Annotated in this window: 25 protein-coding genes, 1 tRNA gene and 1 pseudogene; 15 read left to right on the forward strand and 12 right to left on the reverse strand. The window is 35.7% G+C overall.

Annotation, left to right across the window (positions count from 1 at the left end):
* Positions 1-118: 118 nt before the first annotated feature.
* From Q4496_RS12255 to lolB, 7 genes are all read right to left on the reverse strand, one after another.
* Positions 119-195, reverse strand: a tRNA-Met gene (locus Q4496_RS12255).
* Between the two features lie 182 nt (positions 196-377).
* Positions 378-1469 carry a redox-regulated ATPase YchF gene (gene ychF / locus Q4496_RS12260; protein ID WP_215974479.1) on the reverse strand — a complete coding sequence of 364 codons (1092 nt, stop codon included), beginning with the start codon at positions 1467-1469 and terminating at the stop codon, positions 378-380.
* 87 nt (positions 1470-1556) lie between these two features.
* Positions 1557-2141: an aminoacyl-tRNA hydrolase gene (gene pth / locus Q4496_RS12265; protein ID WP_303602520.1), complete on the reverse strand. Its 585-nt coding sequence runs from the start codon at positions 2139-2141 to the stop codon at positions 1557-1559.
* Between the two features lie 47 nt (positions 2142-2188).
* Entirely contained in the window at positions 2189-2818 is a 630-nt protein-coding gene (locus Q4496_RS12270; protein WP_215974482.1) for a 50S ribosomal protein L25/general stress protein Ctc, read from the reverse strand.
* A 239-nt stretch (positions 2819-3057) separates the two neighbouring features.
* The gene (locus Q4496_RS12275) at positions 3058-4005 is read right to left on the reverse strand and encodes a ribose-phosphate pyrophosphokinase (protein WP_215974477.1); all 948 of its coding nucleotides are present in this window, start codon (positions 4003-4005) and stop codon (positions 3058-3060) included.
* Between the two features lie 90 nt (positions 4006-4095).
* A complete protein-coding gene (gene ispE / locus Q4496_RS12280) occupies positions 4096-5037 on the reverse strand; it encodes a 4-(cytidine 5'-diphospho)-2-C-methyl-D-erythritol kinase (RefSeq protein WP_215974476.1) in 942 nt (313 codons plus the stop codon).
* Between the two features lie 46 nt (positions 5038-5083).
* Positions 5084-5728 carry a lipoprotein insertase outer membrane protein LolB gene (lolB, locus tag Q4496_RS12285; RefSeq protein WP_303610526.1) on the reverse strand — a complete coding sequence of 215 codons (645 nt, stop codon included), beginning with the start codon at positions 5726-5728 and terminating at the stop codon, positions 5084-5086.
* 220 nt (positions 5729-5948) lie between these two features.
* Between lolB and hemA the strand changes: the two genes are divergently transcribed.
* From hemA to kdsA, 7 genes are all read left to right on the forward strand, one after another.
* Positions 5949-7217 carry a glutamyl-tRNA reductase gene (hemA, locus tag Q4496_RS12290; RefSeq protein WP_215974474.1) on the forward strand — a complete coding sequence of 423 codons (1269 nt, stop codon included), beginning with the start codon at positions 5949-5951 and terminating at the stop codon, positions 7215-7217.
* Between the two features lie 166 nt (positions 7218-7383).
* Positions 7384-8472 (forward strand): peptide chain release factor 1, encoded by a 1089-nt coding sequence (gene prfA / locus Q4496_RS12295; RefSeq protein WP_215974473.1) that lies wholly within the window; start codon positions 7384-7386, stop codon positions 8470-8472.
* A gap of 60 nt (positions 8473-8532) precedes the next feature.
* The gene (prmC, locus tag Q4496_RS12300; protein ID WP_215974481.1) at positions 8533-9372 is read left to right on the forward strand and encodes a peptide chain release factor N(5)-glutamine methyltransferase; all 840 of its coding nucleotides are present in this window, start codon (positions 8533-8535) and stop codon (positions 9370-9372) included.
* 20 nt (positions 9373-9392) lie between these two features.
* The gene (locus Q4496_RS12305; RefSeq protein WP_215974472.1) at positions 9393-9761 is read left to right on the forward strand and encodes a SirB2 family protein; all 369 of its coding nucleotides are present in this window, start codon (positions 9393-9395) and stop codon (positions 9759-9761) included.
* Positions 9762-9791: 30 nt separating this feature from the next.
* Positions 9792-10619, forward strand: a complete 828-nt coding sequence (locus Q4496_RS12310; RefSeq protein ID WP_215974471.1) for a tetratricopeptide repeat protein — start codon at positions 9792-9794, stop codon at positions 10617-10619.
* Positions 10620-10671: 52 nt separating this feature from the next.
* Positions 10672-11928: a DUF819 domain-containing protein gene (locus Q4496_RS12315; RefSeq protein WP_215974470.1), complete on the forward strand. Its 1257-nt coding sequence runs from the start codon at positions 10672-10674 to the stop codon at positions 11926-11928.
* An 84-nt stretch (positions 11929-12012) separates the two neighbouring features.
* Positions 12013-12855, forward strand: a complete 843-nt coding sequence (gene kdsA, locus Q4496_RS12320) for a 3-deoxy-8-phosphooctulonate synthase (protein ID WP_303610527.1) — start codon at positions 12013-12015, stop codon at positions 12853-12855.
* Between the two features lie 165 nt (positions 12856-13020).
* Here kdsA and Q4496_RS12325 read toward each other — a convergent pair.
* Both Q4496_RS12325 and Q4496_RS12330 read right to left on the reverse strand, forming a co-directional pair.
* Positions 13021-13152: pseudogene (locus Q4496_RS12325) on the reverse strand (peptide deformylase); the annotation flags it as partial.
* 129 nt (positions 13153-13281) lie between these two features.
* Positions 13282-14256, reverse strand: a complete 975-nt coding sequence (locus Q4496_RS12330; protein ID WP_368411056.1) for an integron integrase — start codon at positions 14254-14256, stop codon at positions 13282-13284.
* Positions 14257-14637: 381 nt separating this feature from the next.
* Here Q4496_RS12330 and Q4496_RS12335 point away from each other — a divergent pair, with 381 nt between their 5' ends.
* The 8 genes from Q4496_RS12335 (at position 14638) to Q4496_RS12370 (ending at position 21718) form a co-directional block, all read left to right on the forward strand.
* The gene (locus tag Q4496_RS12335) at positions 14638-16080 is read left to right on the forward strand and encodes a HEPN domain-containing protein (protein WP_303610528.1); all 1443 of its coding nucleotides are present in this window, start codon (positions 14638-14640) and stop codon (positions 16078-16080) included.
* 109 nt (positions 16081-16189) lie between these two features.
* The gene (locus Q4496_RS12340) at positions 16190-17173 is read left to right on the forward strand and encodes a hypothetical protein (protein ID WP_303610529.1); all 984 of its coding nucleotides are present in this window, start codon (positions 16190-16192) and stop codon (positions 17171-17173) included.
* Between the two features lie 291 nt (positions 17174-17464).
* A complete protein-coding gene (locus Q4496_RS12345) occupies positions 17465-17842 on the forward strand; it encodes a type II toxin-antitoxin system RelE/ParE family toxin (RefSeq protein ID WP_303610530.1) in 378 nt (125 codons plus the stop codon).
* Between the two features lies 1 nt (position 17843).
* A complete protein-coding gene (locus Q4496_RS12350) occupies positions 17844-18146 on the forward strand; it encodes a DNA-binding transcriptional regulator (protein ID WP_303610531.1) in 303 nt (100 codons plus the stop codon).
* 213 nt (positions 18147-18359) lie between these two features.
* A complete protein-coding gene (locus Q4496_RS12355) occupies positions 18360-18620 on the forward strand; it encodes a Txe/YoeB family addiction module toxin (protein ID WP_303610532.1) in 261 nt (86 codons plus the stop codon).
* A gap of 40 nt (positions 18621-18660) precedes the next feature.
* Positions 18661-18963 (forward strand): hypothetical protein, encoded by a 303-nt coding sequence (locus Q4496_RS12360; RefSeq protein ID WP_303610533.1) that lies wholly within the window; start codon positions 18661-18663, stop codon positions 18961-18963.
* Between the two features lie 401 nt (positions 18964-19364).
* Positions 19365-20975, forward strand: coding sequence for an oleate hydratase (locus tag Q4496_RS12365; protein WP_303610534.1), 1611 nt, complete (start codon positions 19365-19367; stop codon positions 20973-20975).
* A 533-nt stretch (positions 20976-21508) separates the two neighbouring features.
* Entirely contained in the window at positions 21509-21718 is a 210-nt protein-coding gene (locus tag Q4496_RS12370; protein WP_303610558.1) for a transposase, read from the forward strand.
* A 208-nt stretch (positions 21719-21926) separates the two neighbouring features.
* Here Q4496_RS12370 and Q4496_RS12375 read toward each other — a convergent pair whose 3' ends face one another.
* The 3 genes from Q4496_RS12375 to Q4496_RS12385 all read right to left on the reverse strand — a co-directional run bounded on the left by Q4496_RS12375 (position 21927) and on the right by Q4496_RS12385 (position 24095).
* Positions 21927-22196, reverse strand: a complete 270-nt coding sequence (locus Q4496_RS12375; protein WP_189377028.1) for a Txe/YoeB family addiction module toxin — start codon at positions 22194-22196, stop codon at positions 21927-21929.
* Positions 22177-22449 (reverse strand): type II toxin-antitoxin system Phd/YefM family antitoxin, encoded by a 273-nt coding sequence (locus Q4496_RS12380; RefSeq protein ID WP_303610535.1) that lies wholly within the window; start codon positions 22447-22449, stop codon positions 22177-22179. Before Q4496_RS12380 ends, Q4496_RS12375 begins: the two co-directional genes overlap by 20 nt.
* Before the next feature lie 491 nt (positions 22450-22940).
* The gene (locus tag Q4496_RS12385) at positions 22941-24095 is read right to left on the reverse strand and encodes an IS110 family transposase (protein ID WP_303610536.1); all 1155 of its coding nucleotides are present in this window, start codon (positions 24093-24095) and stop codon (positions 22941-22943) included.
* Positions 24096-24199 lie beyond the last annotated feature (104 nt).

Below are 24199 nucleotides of genomic sequence, written 5' to 3' on the forward strand. Positions count from 1 at the left end.
GTCAAGAGACTTGAACTCTCACATCTTGCGATACTGGAACCTAAATCCAGCGCGTCTACCAATTCCGCCAAACCCGCACAATATTTTCTATACTTCACAAAACCGAAGTAAAGTGAAATGGTGGCTACACCGGGACTCGAACCTGGGACCCCATCATTATGAGTGATGTGCTCTAACCAACTGAGCTATGTAGCCATTCCATCTTGCCTCTCAGCAAGTGGCGCGTATTATGCTAATCTGATTGGCATCCGTCAACCGTTTTTTTAAAAAAAACACAGTTTTTTGTTTGTTTGGCTAATGGATGCGCAATTTGATCGTTAACTACACAGAAAAATGTATATATAACGGATAAGCCGCAAAAATTGTACTTACTTTATTTACACGTTAAAACGGAAATGAACCACATCACCATCTTTAACTAAGTAATCTTTACCTTCAAGTCGCCACTTTCCTGCTTCTTTCGCACCAGATTCGCCATTGAACTCAATAAAATGCTCAAATGCGATAACTTCTGCACGAATAAAACCTTTTTCAAAGTCGGTATGAATAACGCCAGCAGCTTGTGGGGCAGTAGCATTCTGTTTAACAGTCCATGCACGAACTTCTTTTACACCAGCAGTAAAGTAAGTTTGCAAGTGTAATAATGAATACCCGGCATTAATAACACGATTTAATCCTGGTTCTTCTAAACCCAGATCAGCCATAAACTCAATCCGGTCTTCATCTTCCATTCCAGATAATTCGCTTTCAATCTCAGCGCATACAGCAACTACAATAGCGCCTTCTGCATCGGCAATCTTTTGAACTTGTTCAAGGTAAGGATTATTTTCAAAACCGTCATCATTAACATTAGCGATATACATAGTAGGCTTAATTGTTAAAAAGTTTAAATATTCAATTGCAGCCTTTTCCTCTTTAGATAATTCTAAAGAACGAAGCATATTACCTTCTTCAACGTGTTTTAATACTTTTTCTAATACTGGTATTTCAAACTTGGCATCTTTGTCTCCACCTTTCGCTTTTTTAGCTAAACGAAAAATAGCACGCTCTGCTGTGTCCATATCTGATAATGCTAATTCAGTATTAATAACATCTATATCATCAATAGGACTGACTTTATTAGCAACATGAATAATATTGTCATTTTCAAAACAACGTACTACATGGCCAATAGCATCAGTTTCACGGATGTTTGCTAGAAATTTGTTTCCTAAACCTTCACCTTTAGATGCACCAGCTACCAAACCAGCAATATCAACGAATTCCATAGTGGTTGGAAGTACGCGTTCTGGTTTTACAATAGCGCTAAGTTGATCAAGGCGAGGATCAGGTACGGGTACTACACCAGTATTTGGTTCAATAGTACAAAAAGGGAAGTTAGCAGCTTCAATACCTGCTTTGGTCAGTGCATTAAATAAAGTTGATTTTCCAACGTTGGGTAAGCCAACGATACCACATTTAAATCCCATAATTTTTACCTGTTTTGGTTGGTGTATATTTGATTGGTACGACAATAATTTATGTATTTAGTAAATTATTGTCAAAATAAGTTTGGATTACACCCCTTTAAAGGCATGTAAGCGTTGTTGGGCTTTATGTAAGCCTTCAGTCTGCCAAATATCAAAGCAACGACTTGCTTCATCAATAGCATTATCAATAAGGATTTGCTCGCTACTTGGTGCTTTACCGAGTACATGACCGGTAACTTTATCTCGATGACCAGGGTGACCGATACCAATACGTAAACGATAGAAATCTTTATTATTTGCCATACGCGCAATAATATCTTTTAAGCCATTATGACCACCATGACTACCACCTTGCTTTATTTTAATACAACCAGGAGACATATCTAATTCATCATGTGCAATAAGCATATTATCTACAGGGATACGAAAAAAATTTGCTAAAGGAGCAACAGATTGGCCACTTCGGTTCATAAAGGTAGTTGGAATGATTAAGTGAACTAGTTCACCACCAATTAATCCTTTACCATAAATGCCGGAGTATTTTTTTTCAGGGCGGAGGGTAATATTGTTGCGCTGTGCTAGTTCTTCTACAAACCAAACACCGGCATTGTGACGTGTTTTTGTATATTCGGGGCCAGGATTACCTAGCCCCGCAATCAACTTAATAGTCATATTAACTATTCATCTTTATGTTAAATAGCTAACTGAATAAATATTGATTATTCAGTAGCTGCATCTTCAGAAGCGGCTTCATCTTCGTCATCACTACTTTGCGCTTTAGCAGCGTTAGCAGTAACAACAGCTTGATCGTGAGCTTCGCCTTTTGCTAATTCATCTGATGTTACACCTTTAGGTAATTTAATGTCAGATAAATGTAGTGTTTGACCAACTTCTAAATCAGCTAGGTCAACTTCAACAAACTCAGGTAAATCTTTTGGTAAACAAGAAATAGCAATTTCTGTAACATGATGAGCTACAGTTGCACCAAGCTTAACAACGTTCTCTTCATTAAGGAAGTGAATCGGAGCGTTCGTATGGATAGCATGTTTTGCATCAATACGAATAAAATCTAAATGCATAATAATGTTTTTGTACGGGTGACGTTGCATATCTTTAATTAGACATTCAACAGGCTTGCCGTCAACATTTAATGTTAATACGTGAGAATAGAAAGCTTCTTCTAATTGAGCACGTAAAACATTTTTGTGTTCTAAAGTCAAAGAAATAGATTCTTTGCCTTCACCGTAAAGGATAGCAGGAACTTTATTCGCGTGACGTAGGCGGCGGCTCGCACCTTTCCCTAAGTCTGTACGTACTTCTGCATCCAAAGTAAATAAATCAGTCATGATATATACTCTTATATTGTATAAAAAATTTAATCTTGTTTTTTGCGACCAAAAACAAGGATGTTTGCTTTTTAACTCGTTTAATCGTTAATAAAGACGATTATCTAGATAAAAAGGCGCGGCATGATAACACTAGCCTTAGTGTAAAGCTATCAATTATTAACTCTGTTGTTAATTGATAATAAAAAAGCAGATATTAAAAAAATAATATCTGCTTTTTATATTCAATGGAGCACTAACTTTTAGTGATCAAACATCGCTGAAATCGATTCTTCGTTACATACACGACGAATGGCTTCACTTAACATACCGCTTAATGTTAATTGACGAACCATTTTAAGCTTTTTAATCTCTTCTGATAATGGAATTGAATCAGTTACAACAACTTCATCAATAACAGAATTTCTAAGATTTTCAGCAGCATTTCCTGATAAAACAGGATGAGTAGCATAAGCAATAACACGTTTTGCGCCATGTTCTTTTAATGCTTCTGCTGCTTTAGCTAATGTACCGCCGGTATCAATCATATCATCAACAATAATACAATCACGGCCTTCTACATCACCAATAATATGCATTACTTGTGCAACGTTAGCTTTCGGACGACGTTTATCGATAATCGCTAGGTCAGCATCATCAAGTAATTTGGCAACAGCACGAGCACGAACAACACCACCAATATCAGGAGAAACAACAACCGGGTTATCTAACTCACGGTTTTTCATATCTTCTAATAAAATAGGGGTACCAAAAGCATTATCAACAGGTACGTCGAAGAAGCCTTGAATTTGTTCTGCGTGTAAATCAACCGTTAATACACGGTCAACACCAACGCTTGATAAGAAATCAGCAACTACTTTTGCTGTAATTGGCACACGAGCACTACGTACACGTCTGTCTTGGCGAGCATAACCAAAATAAGGAATAACGGCAGTAATTCTGCCAGCTGATGCACGACGAAATGCATCGATCATCACAATTAATTCCATTAGGTTATTATTAGTAGGTGCACAGGTAGATTGAATGATAAAAACATCGCTACCGCGAACATTTTCATTTATTTCAAAACTTATTTCACCATCGCTAAAACTACCAATTTTGGCGTCGCCTAAAGTAATATATAAGCGATTTGCTATTTGCTTGGCCAGTTCAGGGGTGGCATTACCCGCAAAAATCTTCATGTCAGGCACAGTCAGTTCCTCAGAAACTTTTGACATTAATCGTAGTAGCTAAAATTCACGCGTATTGAGAGCGTTCATTCTAACAAATTATTTGATTCGTTATTTTTCTAAACTCTCGAAAACAGAAGTAAAGGGTGATTTATTAAGGCCTTGGGCAACAAAAGATTCTATCCCTAAAGGAAGTTTTTTTTGTAATTCAATGGCTTCTTTCTCACTAGAAAAACGTGAGAAAACACAAGCACCTGTTCCTGTCATTCTAGACGGTGCGTATTCTATCAACCAAGCTAGTAGCTTGGCAACCTCATCGTAATGTTTAATTACCATAATTTGACAATCGTTATGATACTTATCATCGTTAAATAAATCTTTATCACAATAGATTGAGTCAAAATTGTTAGCTGTTAATTTAGTTGTTTTTCTTGGTAAGTCGGGTGAGCTAAAAACACTGACAGTTGAAATACTGATGTTGGGTTTGCTGACTAAATACCAACATTCTTCAGGTGCTACAGGGGTTAGCTTTTCCCCAATCCCTTGAGCGAAGGCAGAAAATCCGTGTATAAAAATTGGTACATCAGCACCTAAAGTAACACCTAATTTTGCCAATTTATCGGTTGATAAATTACAATTCCAAAGGTCATTTAATGCCACTAAAATAGTTGCAGCATTTGATGAGCCGCCGCCTAAACCACCACCCATAGGTAGTTTTTTATCAATACGTATTTTTGCACCCAACGACTTTAATATAATGGCCTGTTGTTCGGACTCAGCTTGATTAATTACTTCTTTTTTAAGTAACAATGCTGCTTTTACAATTAAATTATCTTCATTTTTCACACCATCAATAGGTGTTAATAGATCAATCGTTGCGTCATCAGTAACTGATATTTCTATTGTGTCGCTATAATCCAGAAATTGAAATAATGTTTCTAGTTCATGATAACCATCGCTACGTTGCCCTACGACATGTAAAAATAAGTTAAGTTTTGCAGGTGATGGAAAGGCCAAGAATTTATTTGAGCATTTATTAATACTATTGTTCATTGATATTGACTTAGATTTAGAAGCTAAAGGAAGTTAAATAGGATAATTAATCAATAAAACGCCAGTTTTTAACGGCTATTTTTATTAATAAGTTATCTTTTTCTATCGTAAATTGAGTGGCCATGTTTATGTTATTAAAATATTCATAGTTAGCGTATGTTATTTGCCATAATTCGTTATTGTAATAACTTGATATACTTACAGGTAAACGTGTAATTTCATTAATTTGAAGCTTGTCATCTGCTTGATATGGTAAGCCTTTTAACCAAAAGTTTAATGCTTGTGTCGGTAAAGTTAGGCCGGTTAGAGAATATATTAAGTTTGATAAATTTGTACCTCGATACTCTTTACCGTCGACTTTAATTAAATGTTGATTTTTATTAGATTTTAGATGAAGAACATTAATGCCTAAGTAACTCGTTAAATTCAATTCTTGTGTGCGTTGTTTTTCATTTACTTGCCAAATTAATGAGGCGCTTTCACGTTTACTTTTGTTTTGTAGCTGTTGAATAAAGGCTATTTTCCCGTTTAATTGCCATGCACTTTTGCTCAATAGTTGGGCTGTTCTTTGCTGTTCTGTCATTATTTCATGGTGATTTTGTGATGGTGTAATAGGCTTAGTGGCACAGCCGGAGACGAGGAAACTGATAAGCAATAGTATTCTGAATAATGAAGGAGATAATCTTAACATTTTTTATAGCGCCACTAAAAATAGATAAGTATTTGAACACAGCAATTTATGCAATTCAACAAGATAACTTTTTTTACTCTGTGCAATTCCTTTTAATTAGCGCGGTTATTTTGTAAAATATTCATTATTATTGTGATATTTATCACAGATCATATTTTAAAAGTGACGTTTGCATTATACTTACGTCGTTACTAAGTAAAATATCAATAGGTTTATTACATTGTCCATAGTTGCTGTTGGAATTAATCACAAAACTGCCCCTGTTGCGGTAAGAGAGAAAATATCTTTCAACCCAGATAGGCTTTCTGCTGCCTTACAAGAAATGTTATCAGCAGTAGGGTGCCGTGAAGTCGCTATTTTATCGACTTGCAATCGAACTGAGCTATATATTGTGCAAGAGGGGGACTTTAAAGTAACTCAAGCACGCTTAGTTGAATGGCTAGAAAGTTATCACAATGTTCCTGCTTCTATTATTTTACCTAGTCTCTATTGGCATCAGGATAAACATGCTGTTAATCATATGATGCGAGTCGCATGTGGCTTAGATTCTTTAGTATTAGGTGAGCCTCAAATTCTAGGGCAAATGAAACAAGCCTATAGCCAAGCTAAGGCTGCTGGCTCTATGGCCTTAGTAATGGACAGACTATTTCAACGTACTTTTGGTGTGGCGAAACAAGTCCGTACAGATACAGAGATTGGTGCAAGTGCTGTTTCTGTTGCCTTTGCCAGTGTTAATTTAGCTAAACATATTTTTGCCAGCTTAAGTAAAACCAAAGTTTTACTTGTTGGTGCAGGTGAAACAATAGAGTTAGTTGCTAAACATTTATATGAAAATAACGTAGGAAAAATTACGGTTGCTAATCGTACTATTGAACGCGCTGAAGTAATGGCGAAGAAAATTGGTGCTGAAGTTATTACGCTAGCACAAATTCCTGAACACATGTGTCGAGCAGATATTGTTATTAGCTCAACAGGCTCTACTTTGCCAATTATTGGTAAAGGTATGGTTGAACAAGCCATTGCGAAAAGGCGTCATCAACCTATTTTTATGGTTGATTTAGCGGTACCTCGAGACATAGAAGAGCAAGTAGGTGATTTAGATGATGTGTTTTTATATACCGTTGATGACTTGCAAAGCATTATTGCGCAAAATTTAGAGAATCGTCGTAAAGCTGCCGTGGAAGCAGAAAGTATTGTTGATAATCAATCTGATGTCTTTATGTCGTGGCTTCGAGGGTTAAATACTCAAGATACCGTGATTAATTTTAGACAACAGTGTTTACGTGAGCGTGATCAACTACTTGAAAAAGCATTGATACAATTAAAAAGTGGTAAAAATTCAGAAGCCGTTATCGGTGAATTAGCGACTAAATTAACGAATAAATTTATGCATGCGCCGACGAGTGCCCTACAATCGGCTGCACAAGGCGGTGAATTAGATAAGTTAATTTATCTTCGCGACATATTTAATATCGACAATTCAGAGTAGGTTTCAACGTCATAAGTTGTAAGGTACATCTGATAGTAAAACTAATCCTCTCTGACAATAAACTAGCTGCTGTAGAAAAATAATGTCTGTGCTAGAATAACCTCAGTTTAGTTTTCCTTAGTTTAAAACCTAGTGTAAACCCCCTTTTATAAGAAAGATTATTTTAATGAAATCGTCCGTTTATCAAAAACTTGAAGCTTTAGCTGAGCGCTTTGAAGAAGTTCAAGCCTTATTATCCGATCCTGAAACTATTAGTGATCAAGAAAAATTTCGTGCTTTATCACAAGAATTCAAACGTTTGGATGAAGTAACCTCCGTATTTCATCAATACCAAACTGCAGAAGATGATTTTGCCACTGCAGAATTAATGCTTAAAGATGATGATCCTGATATGCGTGAAATGGCGCAAGAAGAATTTAAAGAAGCTAAAAAGGCTGTTACCGATCTAGCTGAAGAATTACAAATTCTCTTACTACCACGTGATCCTAATGATGATAATAACTGTTTTGTTGAGATTCGCGCTGGTGCCGGTGGTGATGAAGCGGCTATTTTTGCGGGTGATTTATTTCGTATGTACAGTCGTTATGCTGAAAAGCAAGGTTGGAAAATTGAAGTAATGAATACCAACGAAAGTGAGCAGGGCGGTTATAAAGAATTAATTATGAAAATTAATGGTGAAGGTGTTTATGGACACATGAAATTTGAATCCGGTGGTCACCGTGTTCAACGTGTTCCTGAAACTGAATCTCAAGGTCGAGTCCACACGTCAGCATGTACCGTAGTTGTTATGCCGGAAATTCCTGAGTCGCAAGCCATAGAAATTAATAAAGCTGATTTAAAAGTTGATACTTTTAGAGCGTCAGGAGCGGGTGGTCAGCATGTTAACAAAACTGATTCAGCAATTCGTATTACGCATATTCCTTCTGGTGTTGTGGTTGAATGTCAAGATCAGCGCTCGCAACATAAAAACCGTGCTCAAGCTATGTCTGTATTACAAGCAAGGTTACAACAAGCTGAAGATGAGAAGCGTCGTAGTGAAGAAGAGTCTTCTCGTCGTAACTTAGTAGCAAGTGGTGACCGTTCTGAGCGTATTAGAACGTATAACTTTCCTCAAGGCCGCATGAGTGATCACCGTATTAATTTAACTCTATACCGTTTAAATGAAATTATGGAAGGTAGTCTACAGTTGATTATGGAGCCTATTATGCAAGAAAATCAAGCTGATTTATTGGCTGAGCTTGCTGAGCAACATTAATCTGTGGCTAATTTATTATCATCGGCGTCCTACCAAGTACGATTAATTGGTGATAACACGATTGCTAATTTAATTAAGCAAGGCTATGCACTGTTAGAAGAAACTTCTGATAGTGCCAAGCTTGATGTCGAAATTTTATTATCTTTTGTCCTTAATAAAGACCGTAGTTATTTACTTACTTGGCCTGATAAATTACTAAGTGATGAGCAATTACATTCATTTCTACAGATACTCGTTCGTCGTATTCAAGGCGAGCCAATAGCGTACATTACAGGTATGAAAGAGTTTTGGTCATTACCTTTATCTGTATCTAAAGCAACACTTATTCCTCGACCCGATACTGAAACCTTGGTTGAATCAGTGCTTGAGCAATTTCAGAATAAAGAAAACATTCGTTGCCTTGATCTAGGTACAGGCACTGGGGCTATTGCATTAGCTTTAGCAAGTGAAAACCCAACATGGAATGTCAGTGGCCTTGATTTTAATATGGAAGCGGTAACGCTAGCACAACTTAATGCAAAGAACTGTCAATTACCACAGGTCACTTTCTTTCAAAGTGATTGGTTCTCTAATGTAGAGGCAAATAAAAAATTTGATTTAATTGTTTCAAATCCACCTTATATTGATGGCGATGATCATAATTTAACACAAGGTGATGTTCGCTTTGAACCGGACTCTGCACTTATTGCTAAGGAGAATGGTTTGGCTGATATAAAGCATATTGCGACACTAGCACGTAGCTTTTTAACGGTGAAAGGACAATTATTTTTTGAACATGGTTTTGCTCAAGGAGAGGACGTTAGAAATATATTAACTGGATTAGGCTTTGATAATCCGAAAACAGAACAGGATTTAAATGGCCATGATCGTATTACATGGGCTACTTTTTTAAATAAATAAAATAATAACAGGAGTTAATTATGTTTAAACATATACATATGACCTTAGCAGTAGTGAGTATAAGTTTTTTAACTTTACGCTTTATATGGTTACTAGCTAATTCACCTAAATTGCAAGCTAAGTGGGTAAAAATCACCCCCCATATTATTGATACATTATTGCTAACGCTTGGCGTAATTATGGCTGTTCAATATTCAATTAACCCGTTTGAGCAGTTATGGTTAGGAGAAAAATTATTAGCAATAGTTGCCTATATATTCACGGGTTATTATGCGCTGAAGCTTGCTAGAAATAAATTTATGCGAATTTTAGGTTACTTTGGTGCTGTTGGATGGTTTATGTTAATAATGAAACTAGCCATGACACGCGAAGCAATTTTTTTCTTATAATAATACTAATAACACTACTAATTAAACATTATGAATACATTGTTGCTTTCCGAAATTCAATCTCAAGAAAAAGATTTATTAGAAACACTGGTGTTACTTGAAGATTATATTTTTAAGGTTAACTCAGCTGAACAGTTTATAAGTAGTTTTGATCCGTCACTTGATACTTTAGAAACTATTATTGAACAATGCCAAGCTGTTATTGCCGAAATTGTATCGCCTTTAGATAAAAGTGAAGTGTTAATGAATGAACTTTTCTATCAACACCTATTTATTGATAATCATAAAAAACATTGGCCGATAAGCGCTTTTAAAGTGGCAGCTAGTTTAAATCAACGTTCAATGTCGCCTATTGTTAAAGCAGTTCTTCTTTGCGAAATTATCAATGCTTGCGATTTTAGTGCTGATATAGTTTTTGTACCAAATAAAGTTATGGTTCGTCTTTGTTGTGATGAGCAATATGCTATTATTTTTGATCCTGTTACAGGAGAATCTTTAGATTGGCACGAACTTGATTTACGTCTTGAAGAGCTTGAGGGGGACCCTAGTCAACATGAATTTTCTAGCATGAATAGAGAAGCCATTTTGGCAGAGCATTTAAGTGCATTAAAGAATGCTTTAATTCGTGATAAGGCTTTTGAACAAGCATTATCATGTGTTGATTTATTACTGTCATTAAATCCTGACGATCCACTTCAACGCCGTGATCGTGGCTTTTTGCTTCACCAGTTAGATTGCTTTAAAGTAGCGGTTGATGATTATCGTTATTTTGTTGAGAAGTGTCCAAAAGATCCCGCGGCACAATTATTAAAAGCGCAACTTGATAACATTACATTAAGTGAAACTACTTTTCATTAATCCCTTTTATTTATAAATAGCTATTTATACAGTTAAAAAAATAGGAAAATAAATGTCTACCTCTTTGGCTATGCCACTAATAACAAATGATGCCGTTGTATTAGGTTTACTTTCGCTGATTTTAGGTTTTATTTTTTATACTTCCAATAGTCAACATCCTGTTTGGAAGAAGTTTTATCAATATGTACCCGCATTATTGCTTTGTTATTTACTTCCTTCATTATTGAATACTTTTGGTATTGTTAGCGCCCAAGTCAGTAGCGTTGATGATATTGCAAAATATTATTTATTACCTGCTTGCTTAGTTTTATTAACACTAAGTATTGATATTAAAGCGATTGCAGCGCTCGGTAATAAAGCAATTATTATGTTTCTTACAGGTACTGTTGGTATTGTTATTGGTGGACCGATAGCCTTATTAGCAGTGTCTGCCGTTTGGCCTGAATTAATAGGTGTAACTGGCCCTGATGCAGTATGGCGTGGTATGGCTTCATTAGCTGGTAGTTGGATTGGTGGCGGTGCAAATATGCTTGCTATGAAAGAAATTTATGGTGCTGACGGTAAAATATTTACCATCATGGTAACCGTTGATATTGTTGTTGCTAATCTATGGACGGCTTGTTTGCTTTATTTTGCTGCTAACCATAAGCGTATTGATGCGAAAAGTGGTGCTGATACCTCGGGCATTGATAGACTCATTGATAAAGTTGAACATTTTGAACGCAATAATGCCAGACGATTTGAGTTAAAAGATCTGATGCTTATTATTGCTATTGGCTTTGGTGCTACCGGTGTCGCTCATTTTGCTGCAGACATATTAGTACCTTTTTTCACAACGAATTACCCGGAATTAGAAAAATTCAGCTTACACAGTAAATTGTTCTGGGTTATTGTTTTAGTAACGGCCATTGGCTTAACATTATCTTTTACTAAAGCCAGACAACTTGAAGCGGCTGGCGCGTCAAAAATAGGTAGTAGCTTTCTTTATATACTAGTTGCGACTATTGGTTTACATATGGATGTTACACAAGTGGTTGAAGCACCAAAATATGTTGTTATCGGCCTAATCTGGATGGCAATACATGTCATTTTATTGTTAATTGTTGGTCGAATGATCAAAGCGCCTATATTCTATTTAGCCGTAGGTAGCCAAGCGAATGTTGGTGGAGCTGCTTCTGCTCCTGTTATTGCTTCGGCATTTCATCCTTCATTAGCACCTGTTGGGGTGTTATTAGCGGTATTAGGTTATGTTTTAGGTACCTATATGGCGTGGATGTGTGGACAATTGCTACGTATTATTGGCAGTTAACGTGTAAAATTTTATTTTGTATTTTTATTTTATAGATAACATTTTTAAATCGATTTTTTATTAGATTCTTTATTAGGAAGTATAATGACAATAAAGTCAGTTAAAGTAAGTGGTATTGATGTAGCCAATGATAAACCATTTGTACTATTTGGTGGTATGAACGTACTTGAATCTCGTGACTTAGCCATGAAAATTGCGGAGCATTATGTTGAAGTAACGCAGAAATTAAATATTCCATATGTATTTAAAGCATCTTTTGACAAAGCTAATCGTTCTTCGGTTAACTCATATAGAGGACCAGGCTTAGATGAAGGTTTGAAGATATTTGAAGAAATCAAATCAACGTTTAATGTGCCGATCATCACTGATGTTCATGAGCCTTACCAAGCACAACCGGTAAGTGAAGTTGTTGATGTTATTCAACTACCAGCTTTTCTTGCCCGACAAACAGATTTGGTTGTTGCTATGGCTAAAACGGGTGCTGTAATTAATGTGAAGAAACCACAATTTCTAGCTGCTCATGAAATGAAGCATATTATTACTAAGTTTGGCGAAGCTGGTAACGAAAATATTTTACTTTGCGAGCGCGGTAGTTGTTACGGCTATAACAACCTTGTTGTTGATATGTTAGCAATGGATGAAATGCGAAGCTATGCCCCTGTTATTTTTGATGCAACGCATTCATTACAAAAACCAGGTGGTAGAAGTGATAGTGCTGACGGACGTCGTGCACAAGCGGCTCAATTAACACGTAGCGGTATGGCAATTGGTATTGCAGGTTTGTTTATAGAAGCGCATCCAGATCCATCAGCTGCTAAATGTGATGGCCCTTGTGCATTACCACTTGATAAACTTGAACCTTACTTAGCGCAAATGAAAGCGATTGACGATTTAGTAAAAGGGTTTGCCCCATTAATCACCGATTAATTTTGTTACTAATATATTGATTGTCAGCTATAAAGACAGTGAAGGGGTTTCGTCCTGAAATAGGTTGACGGTTTTAATCAAAGGCCAGTAGCTTTTGCTTCTGGTCTTTTTTGTTTTTTAAGCAGTTCAGTTTTGATGTTTAATTTGGTTAACTGATGAATTTCTTTACTTTTTTAAATACAACTTCTTTTTAATAGGGGAAAGGTAGTCAATAAATAGTTTGCCTTTCAAGAGGTTTATTTCATGTTGCATAACAATCGCTAGAAAATCATCACTTTTAATTGTTATGTCTTTTCCATTACTATCAAATACTTATAAAGTATTTGATAGTAATGTCAGTGTTGTTCAAATTTGAGTGGCTGTCCTTTGTAATTTTTTTAAAATCCATGTCACTGACCTCGTTGATTTAGTTGTGATTACTTACAGTTAAAATTTATGATGAATGTTGTCAAATGGACTAATCGTTCCAGCATGCCTTTCACCAATGACGTGCGTGTAGATCTCAGTTGTTCTTAAGTCAGAATGCCCAAGTAGTGTTTGCACTGTTCTTATGTCCGTTCCATTAAGTAATAAAGCCGTTGCAAAGCTATGACGAAATGTGTGTGCTGATACTTTCTTAGGAATCTTTGCTTTTATAACAGCTTGTCGTAAATGTCGAGTTAGCGTTGATGGATGAAGATGGTGGCGACAAATATATCCATCGATAGGATGTTCACAACGAGTGGAGGAAGGGAAAATATATTGCCATGCAAAATTTTTCATTGCTGTTTTATATTTTCTATGTAGTGAAGCTGGTACTGATGTTAAACCAAATCCATCAAGCAAATCTTGTTTGTGTATAACTTCAACATGATTTATTTGATCTGTAATTATTTCATTAAGCGCTTTAGGTAATATTGTTAATCTATCTTTTTGGCCTTTTCCTCTAAAAATAAATATAGTTTGATTTGAAAAATCGATATCTTTTATTCGTAACCTCAATACTTCATTCAACCGTAAACCCGAACCATACAAAATAGAAATGATTAATTGATAGGGCATTTTTAAGTTAGCAATAATAGCAGCTACTTCATTTGCAGAAAGCACCGTTGGAATATTTTTAGGTCGCTTAGCGTATGAAAAAATTAAACCATCAAATTGTTGATCTAACATGTGCTTATACATGAAAACTAACGCGCATAAAGCTTGATTTTGTGTAGCTGCACTAACACGGCGATTGACCGCTAAATGAGTTAAAAAGTGGTTTATTTCTGCTGCACCCAACTCTTTGGGGTGACGTTTGTCATTAAACATAATGAAAATTTTAACCCAATATAAATAACTTTTTTCTGTTTGTAAGCTATAGCGTTTAGCTCGAATTACATCTCGAAGAGACTGTAAAAAAGGAGATTTTATGATCATAAAAAAACACCTCACTAAGCTGTATATATATACAGTTATAATGTGTTTTCCCTAAAAACGCAATTTTTTATGTAGAAAGTGAGCATTAATATGCTCACTTTCTACATAGGTAAAATTTTAATTTATTGATTTTTAGTATTTAATTTTTTAAGCACTGCGTCATACTCAGCACAAAATAGCTGAGTATGACGCAGTGCTTAGTTTCTACAAACTTAATGTTTAAAATAAAACCACCTGTTTAACTATAAAGCTTTGACAAGTAATAATTTAATTATTATTGTTTTGTTATTCTTTTATTTCATAATCCGTTACTATCGTGAATTATGGATAATATACTGTTAGAGTTTTGGTCAATATCGAGTATTTATGAAAGGGAAGCATGTGGAAGAGTTTAAAGTAGAGCAGTTGATAGTCCTGAAAAAGGACGGGGGGTTTTGTAACAATACTAAATCTTTTAATAAGCTACTTCAGTCAAATTCAGATATTGTAATTACAAAAGACCTTCTTAAGTATAAGAAAGAACTGGAAGTTTCTTATGCTTTAATATGTGATGATGTTGAAGGTAAAGAGCAACGATTCTTTCAGGTGTCTTTGGTTATGTCCTCGGGAGAAGATTCGTTGGATTTATTTGTCGAACTTCAACGAGAAATTAGAAGCCTTATATCTAAAGCAGGCGGCGCACCTGAAACCTTGATTGATGACGTTTCAACTTACTATGCAAATAAAGCATACCCCTTTATACACAGAATTGAGAATTTACTTAGAAAACTGATTACTAATTTCATGATTAGGAAAATCGGTAGCAGTTATGTTCAAGAGGCATCCCCTAGTGAATTCAAAGTAGCTATTGATAACAGTAAAAGAAAAAGTAATGGCTATATGAATGCTATGTATCAAGTTGATTTCAAACATTTATCTGATTTCTTATTTAAGCCTTATACTAGAAAAAAGGATAGTGATTTACATCAGATGATTCGTAAAGCTACTGCTATAGAGGATTTAAACTTAGACGTACTTAATGAGTTTGTTCCTCGTTCTAACTGGCAGCGATACTTTTATTCCGAGGTTGACTGTGAAGATACTTTCTTAGCCAAGCGCTGGAAAGAACTGTATGAGTTAAGGTGCATGATCGCGCATAATGCAATCGTGAATAAAGCTACTTTTACTCGAATAGTGGAGTTAATCGAGGAAGTTGAAAAAATATTACAAACTGCTGTTGATAGGCTCGATAAGGTAGATGTTCCTGAAGACGAACAAGATATTGTAGCTGAAAATGTAGTATCTAATATCAATGATACTTTTGCGGGTTTTATATTTGAATGGAACTTATTAGAGCAGTTCCTTGCTGATCTTTATAATTTCTTGGGAAATTTTGATAGATTTAAAAAGGTAGCAAACGCCTCTTCTCGTATCCCTGGTAGGAAACTCCCTCCAACACATTTACTCCGTTACTTACCCAAGTTTAAACTAATGCCTAATGCACTATTCGAAGATATCCATGAAATTAGAATCTTCAGGAATAGACTTGTGCATGGAATAGAGTCGTATTCATCTACAGAGTTATTAGGTATGAAGGAAAAATTGGATTCAGCTAGTATTAATACTCGTTCAATATTGGAGAAATTGGTAAACCAAAAGTGTACAGTCTACTTTGAAGAAAGTGATGGTGATTATTCTATCAAGAGGGTTGAAAGTATCTTGTATGGTAAAGTTGAAGAATTATCAATTAAAAACCAAATGTTTCAATCTATCGATGACATAGTAAAGCTTGTGAGTGATTCGTTTTTCATTAGCAATGAAAACATTGAGCTAATAAAACTCTAACAAGTTACTCAAACGGGCAAAAAACAGCTGGCTTTTGCTCGTTCCTCGCTAATTTTAGCCAGCTATTTTATTGCCGCTTAGCAAAGCGTTATAACGATAAGGAGTATCGGTGCCAACTTTAACTAAAAAGAATATCCCATTTATCTTTCTTGCAGTTATTTCTGCTTTTTGGGCTTATTTCTACCAAAGTTCGAATACTCTGAATGAATATGGCGTAGAAAAACCAGAATGGCTGTTATTAATTGACGGTTTAATTGTTTTACCTATTTTATGCTTTTTGTGTGTTAAAGATAAGAAAGAAGCCGCCATTAAAGCTGTAGCATATGGTTGTCTAATTATATTACTTGGTAGCTTTATTATTCCTGAAAGCTCAAAGATTGCATGGCCTTACCTTGAATCATTACGCTACCTCGCTATTGTTGCATTCATCGTTTTCGAAGTTATAACTATCCTTACTGTGTTTTTTGCGGTCAAAGCTTCGCTAACCAAAGAAGAAGATCCTGATATAGCTATATCACAGCCAATTGAGAATATTATAGGTAAAGGTGCTATTAGTGCATTGCTATCTTTTGAGGCTAGAGTTTGGACATACGCATTATTTTCAAAAAAAATAAGGCAGCAATATTTTACTGGTGATGTTCACTTTAGCTGTCATAAGAAAGACGGCACACAAAGTAATCAATTAGGTTTTATTCTCATTATTTTGTTTGAATTACCCGTTATGCATATGCTGCTACATTTTTTATGGTCTCCTTATGCTGCTAATGTAACAACGGTTTTAACGTTTCTAGGATTAACTTTTTTTATCGCCGAGTATAAGGCTATTGCAATCAGGAAAATTTCAATTGTGCCAGAAAGCATTATTGTCAGGTATGGGCTATGGAACCCTTTAAACATTCCTTTAAATAAAATTAAACATGTACAACCTAATTCAAAATTTATACGTAGGTCAGGTAATGTTAATAGGTTTAATTTAGCAGGCAATCCAAATGTAGAGATCAAGCTTAACTCAGGTAAGTTTATTTATTTAGGTGTTGATTCACCGAATGAGTTTATTTTAACTCTAGAAAAGTATAGAGAAAAATCGTTATAACAAGTCGTTTAAAAGGACAAAAAACAGTTGGCTTTTGCTCCTTCGTCGCTTATTTTAGCCAACAATTTTTTGCCTCTTAACGAGGCGTTGAGGCTGTAGAATAACTAACTCAGTCAAAACGACGAGTTTTTTTAGCTCCTGTATCAGGCTGTAGAGTGTTAACGCGATATAGGTAATGCATTTAGTCCCCCTATTTTATGGTGAAATTTATAATAAACGAGTTATTCTACAAACTCGTTAGCTTTTTAATCAAAATTGGAGTCTAATTTTAAATGTTGAAAGTATACCCTGATGGAGTATACTTTGATTTATAAGACTAAAGAATTTAGTTCTTTGACTAAAAAAGAAAGTTTAACTGATGATGATCTTATTATCGCTTGTAGAGAAATGAATAATGGTCTTTATGATGCCGATTTAGGTGGAAATGTATATAAAAAACGAATTGCATCAGGTAATAAAGGAAAAAGCGGTGGTTATCGTACAATCATTGGTGCCGTCATTGGAAGTAAGTACTTTTTCTTCTACGCTTTCGCTAAAAGTGCCAGAGCTAATATTAATGCTAAAGAAAAATTAGCGTTAAAAGAATTAGCTAAAGAGTTTCTTGATTTTGATCAAGATGAATTAGACGAGCTTGTCCAATCTGGAGAGCTAATAGTAGTAGGTGAATAAAATGAGTGATATTTTAAAATCAGTTCATAGAACGGCTAAAGGACTTAAAAAGTCTGGTGTAATTGATAAAACTACAATGCGTAAATTTGACGCATTATGTTTAACCAGTGTCCATGAGTTCACTCCTGCTCAAGTTCGAAGCCTAAGGTTAAAAAACAACCTTTCTCAGCCAGTATTTGCACAGTACTTTAATGTTAGCGATAAACTCGTGAAAAAGTGGGAACAAGGAGATAGCTCTCCAAGGGGAGCTGCACTAAAGATGTTATCACTGGCTGAAAAAAAAGGCCTAGAGGCTATAGCGTAACCAACAGAAGCATGTTCCACCTAATCTAATAATAAGTTACTTTATTAGATTAAGTGGTTTGGTCGAACTATAAGTCATTAAAGCAGGACAAAAAATAGTTGGTTTTTGCTCGTGCCTCGCTTATTTTACTTAAATCTCCAGCTAATGCTGCTCATTTATCTAAATCAATTGAGCAGTATAATTCAGGTCAAGTAAAGTCTAGAGACTTAATAGATGGTTAGACAACTTGCATGGACTGATGAAGCTAGGAGTGATTATGTCTACTGGCAAAGGCAAGATAAAAAGACTTTAAAACGTATAAATAAACTAGTTAATGACTCCAAGCGTTCTCCATTCGAGGGTATTGGTAAACCTGAGCCATTAAAAGAGAATTTATCTTGTTTTTGGTCTAGACGAATAGATGAAACTAATCGTTTAGTTTATGCAGTATCGGATTCATATTTAACTATAATTTCCTGTCGCTATCACTATTAGTGTAAGCGGCAGCTAACTTAGATCGGTATAAGTTTCAAATATGAATCCAGAAAATATCATAAAATCTTCGGTTACGACAATTCAAAATGGTGTTGCACGAGCTGACGGAAAGCTTTATGTAACTGAAAAAAATATTAATTTTGCCCCCTATAATAAGGAATTAGGGCTTGGTCCATATGAGCTGAAGCGAAGAGAAGTTTCAAAGGTAGAAAAGTGTTTGGGCAAGGGAGGAGGTATCTTTCGTGTAACATCAGACGCGATTCAAATTACGCTTGTTGATGGCAGCAAGTATCAATTTATTTTGTCTAATCCAAAAGAGTGGTTAAGTCTGCTAAGTAATTAATCAGCTAACAAAGCGCTCAAACGGAAAAATTACAGTTGGCTAGCGCTTCGCGCAGTTTAGCCTAATTGTATTTTTCCGCTTAGCTTAGCGTTGGTATTTCAAAATATTCACATTTGGAGCAAAATTTAAAGTGGGTGACAATGTTATTTGTAATGTTATTTAACATTCAGAGCAAAATCAGGCGCTCAGATCCCATTGATTGTTGTTCTTTTTGAGCATCTACTTAAATGAACAACTGGACTACAAAAAGCTAAGCTATGCAAACAGTTTTCCCTAAAAACTGACTAAAGTTGTTTTATATCATTTAAACTTTAATTCGTTAAAACAAACATTTGACTGAAAAAAGTCGAAGAGTATATTTTTACTTATTCTTAAATCATTTTTTTAACGAAGTACATACTATGAGCAATTCTAAAATTTATTTAAACGGATTAGGATTAGGTTCCTTATCAGCTGCGGTTTACTTAGTGCAGAAAGTTGGCTTCAACCCAGAAAATATTCACATTTTTGAAAAAAACACTGAAACGGATTTAGTCGGTGGATCAATGGATGCATCTTTTAAAATGATTGATGGCAAGCCTGTTTATATAATGCGAGGCAGCCGTATGTACGAAGATAAAGTATATTGCTGCACCAAAGAATTTTGGTCATTAATACCTTATGACGAACTTAGGTCTTGCCTAGACGACTATGAAGCTAATGCTAAAGAATGCAATATGGACACTGTGGTTCGTCTATTACATGCAAACGGAGAGAAAGATACTGGGCACGATCTTGGATTAGGTGCTACTGAAGCTCTTCAAATGGCTCGATTAATAGAAATACCAGAATCTAAAATACCAGCGGATGCTAAAATCACAGATTATTTTAGTGACGCTTTTTTCAAGAGTAATTACTGGTACATGTGGCGTGCTCTTTTTGCATTTCAGCCATGGCACTCTGCGATAGAGATGAAGCGTTACATGAAACTATTTTATCACCGTATGTCTGATATGGATAAAATGACCTCTTTAGAACGTACACGTTACACAAACTACCACTCGTTCATTCTTCCTGCTATTAAACTCATAACAAAAAAAGGCGTTCAAATACATTATAATACTTGTATTACGGATGTTGATTTTAAAGAAAGTGATGATAAACGCTGGGTGGAACGCTTACATTTAAAAAATGCAGAAGATGAAACCTTAGACTCAATAGAGGTTAAACCACAAGATAAAGCATTTTTGACAATCGGGTCAATTGTTTCTAATCATTCTTATGGTTCTCATAATGAGCCTGTATCTACAACACCGGTAGAAAAACCAGGCGAAGCTTATCAATTATGGCAAAACATAGTATCAAAACAAACAGACCTAGGTAGGCCAGACCGTTTTTTACGTGACGTTTCACTTTCTAGAATGATGCACTTTACCGTAACTTTTAGAGGAAACCTTTTTGAAAGAAAATTCCAATGGTTAGTTGAACGACAAATGGGAGTACAAAGCCCGTTACCTTTAACACAATCTCCGTGGATAATGCATTTACACACCTATCGCCAGCCTTTTTTCCCAGGTCAAGCGGCTGATACCTGTGTAATTTGGGTTTCAGCATTAGGTGAAGATAATATTGGTCAATTTGTAAAAAAACCGATGTATGAATGTACTGGAAAAGAAATTTTAGAAGAGCTTTTAGGGCATTTATGGGTAGATCTAGACGAAAACGAAAAAACAGAACTTCTTGAAACATCTTACTGTATACCTTGTAGATTACCTTACGGGATCTCTCAGTTTTTACCTAGAACTGAAGGTGACAGACCTCCTGTTGTCCCTAAAGGCTCGCAAAACTTTGCACTGTTAGGACAATTTGTTGAAATACCAGATGGGATAGTTTTCACAACCGAATATAGTGTTCGTGGTGCTATATTAGCCATTAACAACTTAATAGACCCATCAATAAAACCACCTGAGATGTACTTTGGTCAACACCATTTATGGGATAACTTAAAAAATGTAAAAGCAATTTTAAGTTAATTCCCCAGGAACGCTCGTTTTAAAAATAACGTGTAACAATAACAAGGCCTTATATGGACGCTCCCCTGAAATCAAGGGGAGTTAGTTTGTAAAGGTTAATTGTAACGCTTTTCTGTGTTAATTCTCATGTATATCATGTTATCGATTCGCCACTAGCTTGCTGTATATCGATGGTAATGACATATATTCGACCTATGCCGTTATTTCAGAAAAGTAAAAAGGACATATAGAGGAGAAGATAAACGAAAACTTATCCCTCGAGAAAATAATCCGTATTCTTATGAATGTACTGAGAATTATTTTCAACTTAGAGAAAAGAACGGAAATAGTGAAATTATTCCTGTTTATCTATATCAAGGCGAACAAGACGGTTTGGTTAAATTGTAAATATTACAAGCAATTCAACAGTAAAAGTAAAAAGAATTAAAAAGAAGAATTAAAAAATTAAAAAAGACAGTCACTTAAATTTTCCAATAAAAACAGGACGGCAAGCTCAGTTTAAAAATGATGAATCGTGTAAACAGCTAAGCTACATTGACAAAATGAAGGTTAAAATAGACAGCCCAATCGGCCGACGACAATACACTAAGCGATTAGGTGCTATCGAGCCAGTGTTTGGCAATATTACCGTCAACAAAGGCATGAATAGATTGACCTTACGCGGGAAGGAAAAGGTAAACACCCAATGGCAAATGTATTGCCTTGTTCATAATATTGAAAAGTTAAGAAACAACCTGCATTAAGGGTTAAAAGCCCAACTCCACATCATACAAATCGTTATAACACTGAATTATCAGACGTTAATCCACTATTTCGTTAAGTTAACGATGTAAAAATAAAATCGTCAAAAACGTAAACGTTTTTGATTGTTAAAAGAAAACAATCCGGTTAGAGTATTTTGATTAATAAATAATATAAAAACGAGTTATTCTACAAGCTCGTTATGTTTTTCTAATGGTCGGCGTAATGTCCACCAATAGCGAATATATAAACATACTCTTCATCGAACTTGTAAATGAGTCTGTCTTTTTGAGAAATTCGCTTCGACCATAAACCAGACAGGTTATGTTTTAGTGGCTCGGGTTTTCCTAATCCACTACTTGGATCTGAGCGAAGCATTTCTTTTAATATTTTACATAGCGCTTTATGTAATTTTTTATCTTTTTCTCTTAACTGCTCATAAGTGAGCCACGTTTTACCTTCAAAGATTAATGATCTCATCTAATTGCTCTTGTGTTGGTTTGTGGCCTTTATTACTCTTATGTGTATTCATTGATTCAGCTATTTGTTGCATCAAGCTATTACTTTGTAATACGTGTAATGTTTCTTGTTCTCTTTCCCAGTCATCAGCACTCATTACAATAAAAGCATCGCCAGCACGCCTGGTTACTTTAATAGGTTCATGCTTGCTAACTGTCTGTTCAACGTATGTTTTTAAGTTGTCTCTAAACTGATTTACACTTATGCTGTCCATAGTAAGCTCCAATATTATGTACGGTATTGTCGTACATTGTAGTTTAAAAAATATAACAAGTCACTTAAAAGGACAAATAACAGTTGGTTTTTGCTCCTGCGTCGCTTATTTTAACCAACTATCATTTGCCTCTTAGTGAGGCATTGGTATGACTCCCCACGTCAAGTTAAATACACTGATCCTTATTCACTTCTATGATTAAGTGAGTTAACGCATAGAATGAAGCAAGTAATTTCGTCGGTTATCATGCTGATATTCGTGGATTATTAACCTATTGGTTAACAGCGCCTACCTTACTCATTTCGTCGTGACACCTGTCTTCATTATCGCTAACGGCATCCTGCCTAACGCGATACTTGTATATCCTTATACATCGTATGTTCGTGGTTCAATAGCCGTTAAGCTATTGCCATCCTAACGCCGTCGGTGGTTGTGCCACACCCGATGCTTGATCCCATGCGCTAACTCAAAACTCTTCTCTATTAAAATATTCATGCAGGCATCCTTGCTAAACGTAACTTCACATCAATGACAGGTAAGACAACTTCTCGTGATATTGCCCAAATATAGGCTATCATTTCTCTGGCGATAGCCGTAACAACCACATTACGATGCTTACCTTTGTGCATTAACCGGTTATACCTGCGACATAGCCTTAATTGCGCTTGCCATGCCATATCGATGACCTCTTTAGTTAATCCTTCTTGTCTTAATTGCATTTCTTTAGAAATATTGGCGTTGTGTTTATACGAATGTGCACCTTCGACCAGTAGTCGTCTTGCACGGCTGTTACCACATTTGGTAATAGCACCTAAGTGACGTTTACCGCCACTTGAATGTTCACTCGGCACAAAGCCAAGGTAACTCATTAATTTTCTAGGGTGGTCGAAACGTGTTAAATCGCCTAGCTCGGCAATAACACCTGTAGCCACTAACAATCTCACTCCTCGCATCGCTTGTACCGCTTTTACTACGGGATAATAGCGCCAGTTTTTTACTTGATGTGTTAGCTCATTATCCAACCGTTTTAAGCGTTTAAGTCGCTCGGTAATAGTCGATACAGCTTCTTGTAAAACAATTTGCTGGCATGGATGAGGTACAACTAATTCAGCGAGCCAACGTAGATGTTGTAAAGACCAGTTATCATTCACTTTGCTGGTGATATTATTACGCAGTAGTAGTGCTTTTAGTTGATATTTAGCATCTTTTAAATCTTTCATCGCGGTTTCTCGTGAGCGAGATAGGTCTCTTACTGCTTCATCTTCTGGCTCAGGTACATAAATAGGTGTTAATTCTTCTGTTTTGAGTAGTTTTGCTAATTTCAATGCATCACGTTTATCAGTCTTAATGCGTTCACCAGGCTTTTTGGGGATAAGCGAAGGTGCAATAACATAACAGCAGTGATGAAGACTGGTCAGTAAACGATAAATCCAATACCCACAAGGCCCTGCTTCATATACAAAATGTAGTGTTGCATCAGGATATTTAGACTGAAGTTGTTTAGCGAGTTTCTTAAACGCGGCTTTATTACTGAGAATTCTGCCTAGGTGGGTTGGTTTCGCCCCACGTTGGTCTTCTATATAAGCCACTTCGGTAAATGTTTTATGTGTATCTAAGCCAATGAAAAGTATGTTATGTTTTGACATGCTAGCCTCTGTTTTATATTGTTGACACAGTTAGTATGGCTCTGGTTTGTAAAACTAGCCCACGTTCAGAGGCTAGCACCTCGTGGGGAGTCATTGTGTCTATG

The organism is Colwellia sp. 5_MG-2023 (assembly GCF_030547795.1).
GTDB lineage: Bacteria > Pseudomonadota > Gammaproteobacteria > Enterobacterales > Alteromonadaceae > Colwellia.

Coding starts and splice junctions, on each gene's coding strand:
- ychF (WP_215974479.1), bottom strand. CDS start 1,469: ATGGGATTTAAATGTGGTATCGTTGGCTTACCCAACGTTGGAAAATCA.
- pth (WP_303602520.1), bottom strand. CDS start 2,141: ATGACTATTAAGTTGATTGCGGGGCTAGGTAATCCTGGCCCCGAATAT.
- ispE (WP_215974476.1), bottom strand. CDS start 5,037: ATGAACAATAGTATTAATAAATGCTCAAATAAATTCTTGGCCTTTCCA.
- lolB (WP_303610526.1), bottom strand. CDS start 5,728: ATGTTAAGATTATCTCCTTCATTATTCAGAATACTATTGCTTATCAGT.
- prfA (WP_215974473.1), top strand. CDS start 7,384: ATGAAATCGTCCGTTTATCAAAAACTTGAAGCTTTAGCTGAGCGCTTT.
- Q4496_RS12305 (WP_215974472.1), top strand. CDS start 9,393: ATGTTTAAACATATACATATGACCTTAGCAGTAGTGAGTATAAGTTTT.
- Q4496_RS12310 (WP_215974471.1), top strand. CDS start 9,792: ATGAATACATTGTTGCTTTCCGAAATTCAATCTCAAGAAAAAGATTTA.
- Q4496_RS12315 (WP_215974470.1), top strand. CDS start 10,672: ATGTCTACCTCTTTGGCTATGCCACTAATAACAAATGATGCCGTTGTA.
- kdsA (WP_303610527.1), top strand. CDS start 12,013: ATGACAATAAAGTCAGTTAAAGTAAGTGGTATTGATGTAGCCAATGAT.
- Q4496_RS12330 (WP_368411056.1), bottom strand. CDS start 14,256: ATGATCATAAAATCTCCTTTTTTACAGTCTCTTCGAGATGTAATTCGA.
- Q4496_RS12345 (WP_303610530.1), top strand. CDS start 17,465: ATGGAGTATACTTTGATTTATAAGACTAAAGAATTTAGTTCTTTGACT.
- Q4496_RS12350 (WP_303610531.1), top strand. CDS start 17,844: ATGAGTGATATTTTAAAATCAGTTCATAGAACGGCTAAAGGACTTAAA.
- Q4496_RS12355 (WP_303610532.1), top strand. CDS start 18,360: ATGGTTAGACAACTTGCATGGACTGATGAAGCTAGGAGTGATTATGTC.
- Q4496_RS12360 (WP_303610533.1), top strand. CDS start 18,661: ATGAATCCAGAAAATATCATAAAATCTTCGGTTACGACAATTCAAAAT.
- Q4496_RS12365 (WP_303610534.1), top strand. CDS start 19,365: ATGAGCAATTCTAAAATTTATTTAAACGGATTAGGATTAGGTTCCTTA.
- Q4496_RS12375 (WP_189377028.1), bottom strand. CDS start 22,196: ATGAGATCATTAATCTTTGAAGGTAAAACGTGGCTCACTTATGAGCAG.
- Q4496_RS12380 (WP_303610535.1), bottom strand. CDS start 22,449: ATGGACAGCATAAGTGTAAATCAGTTTAGAGACAACTTAAAAACATAC.
- Q4496_RS12385 (WP_303610536.1), bottom strand. CDS start 24,095: ATGTCAAAACATAACATACTTTTCATTGGCTTAGATACACATAAAACA.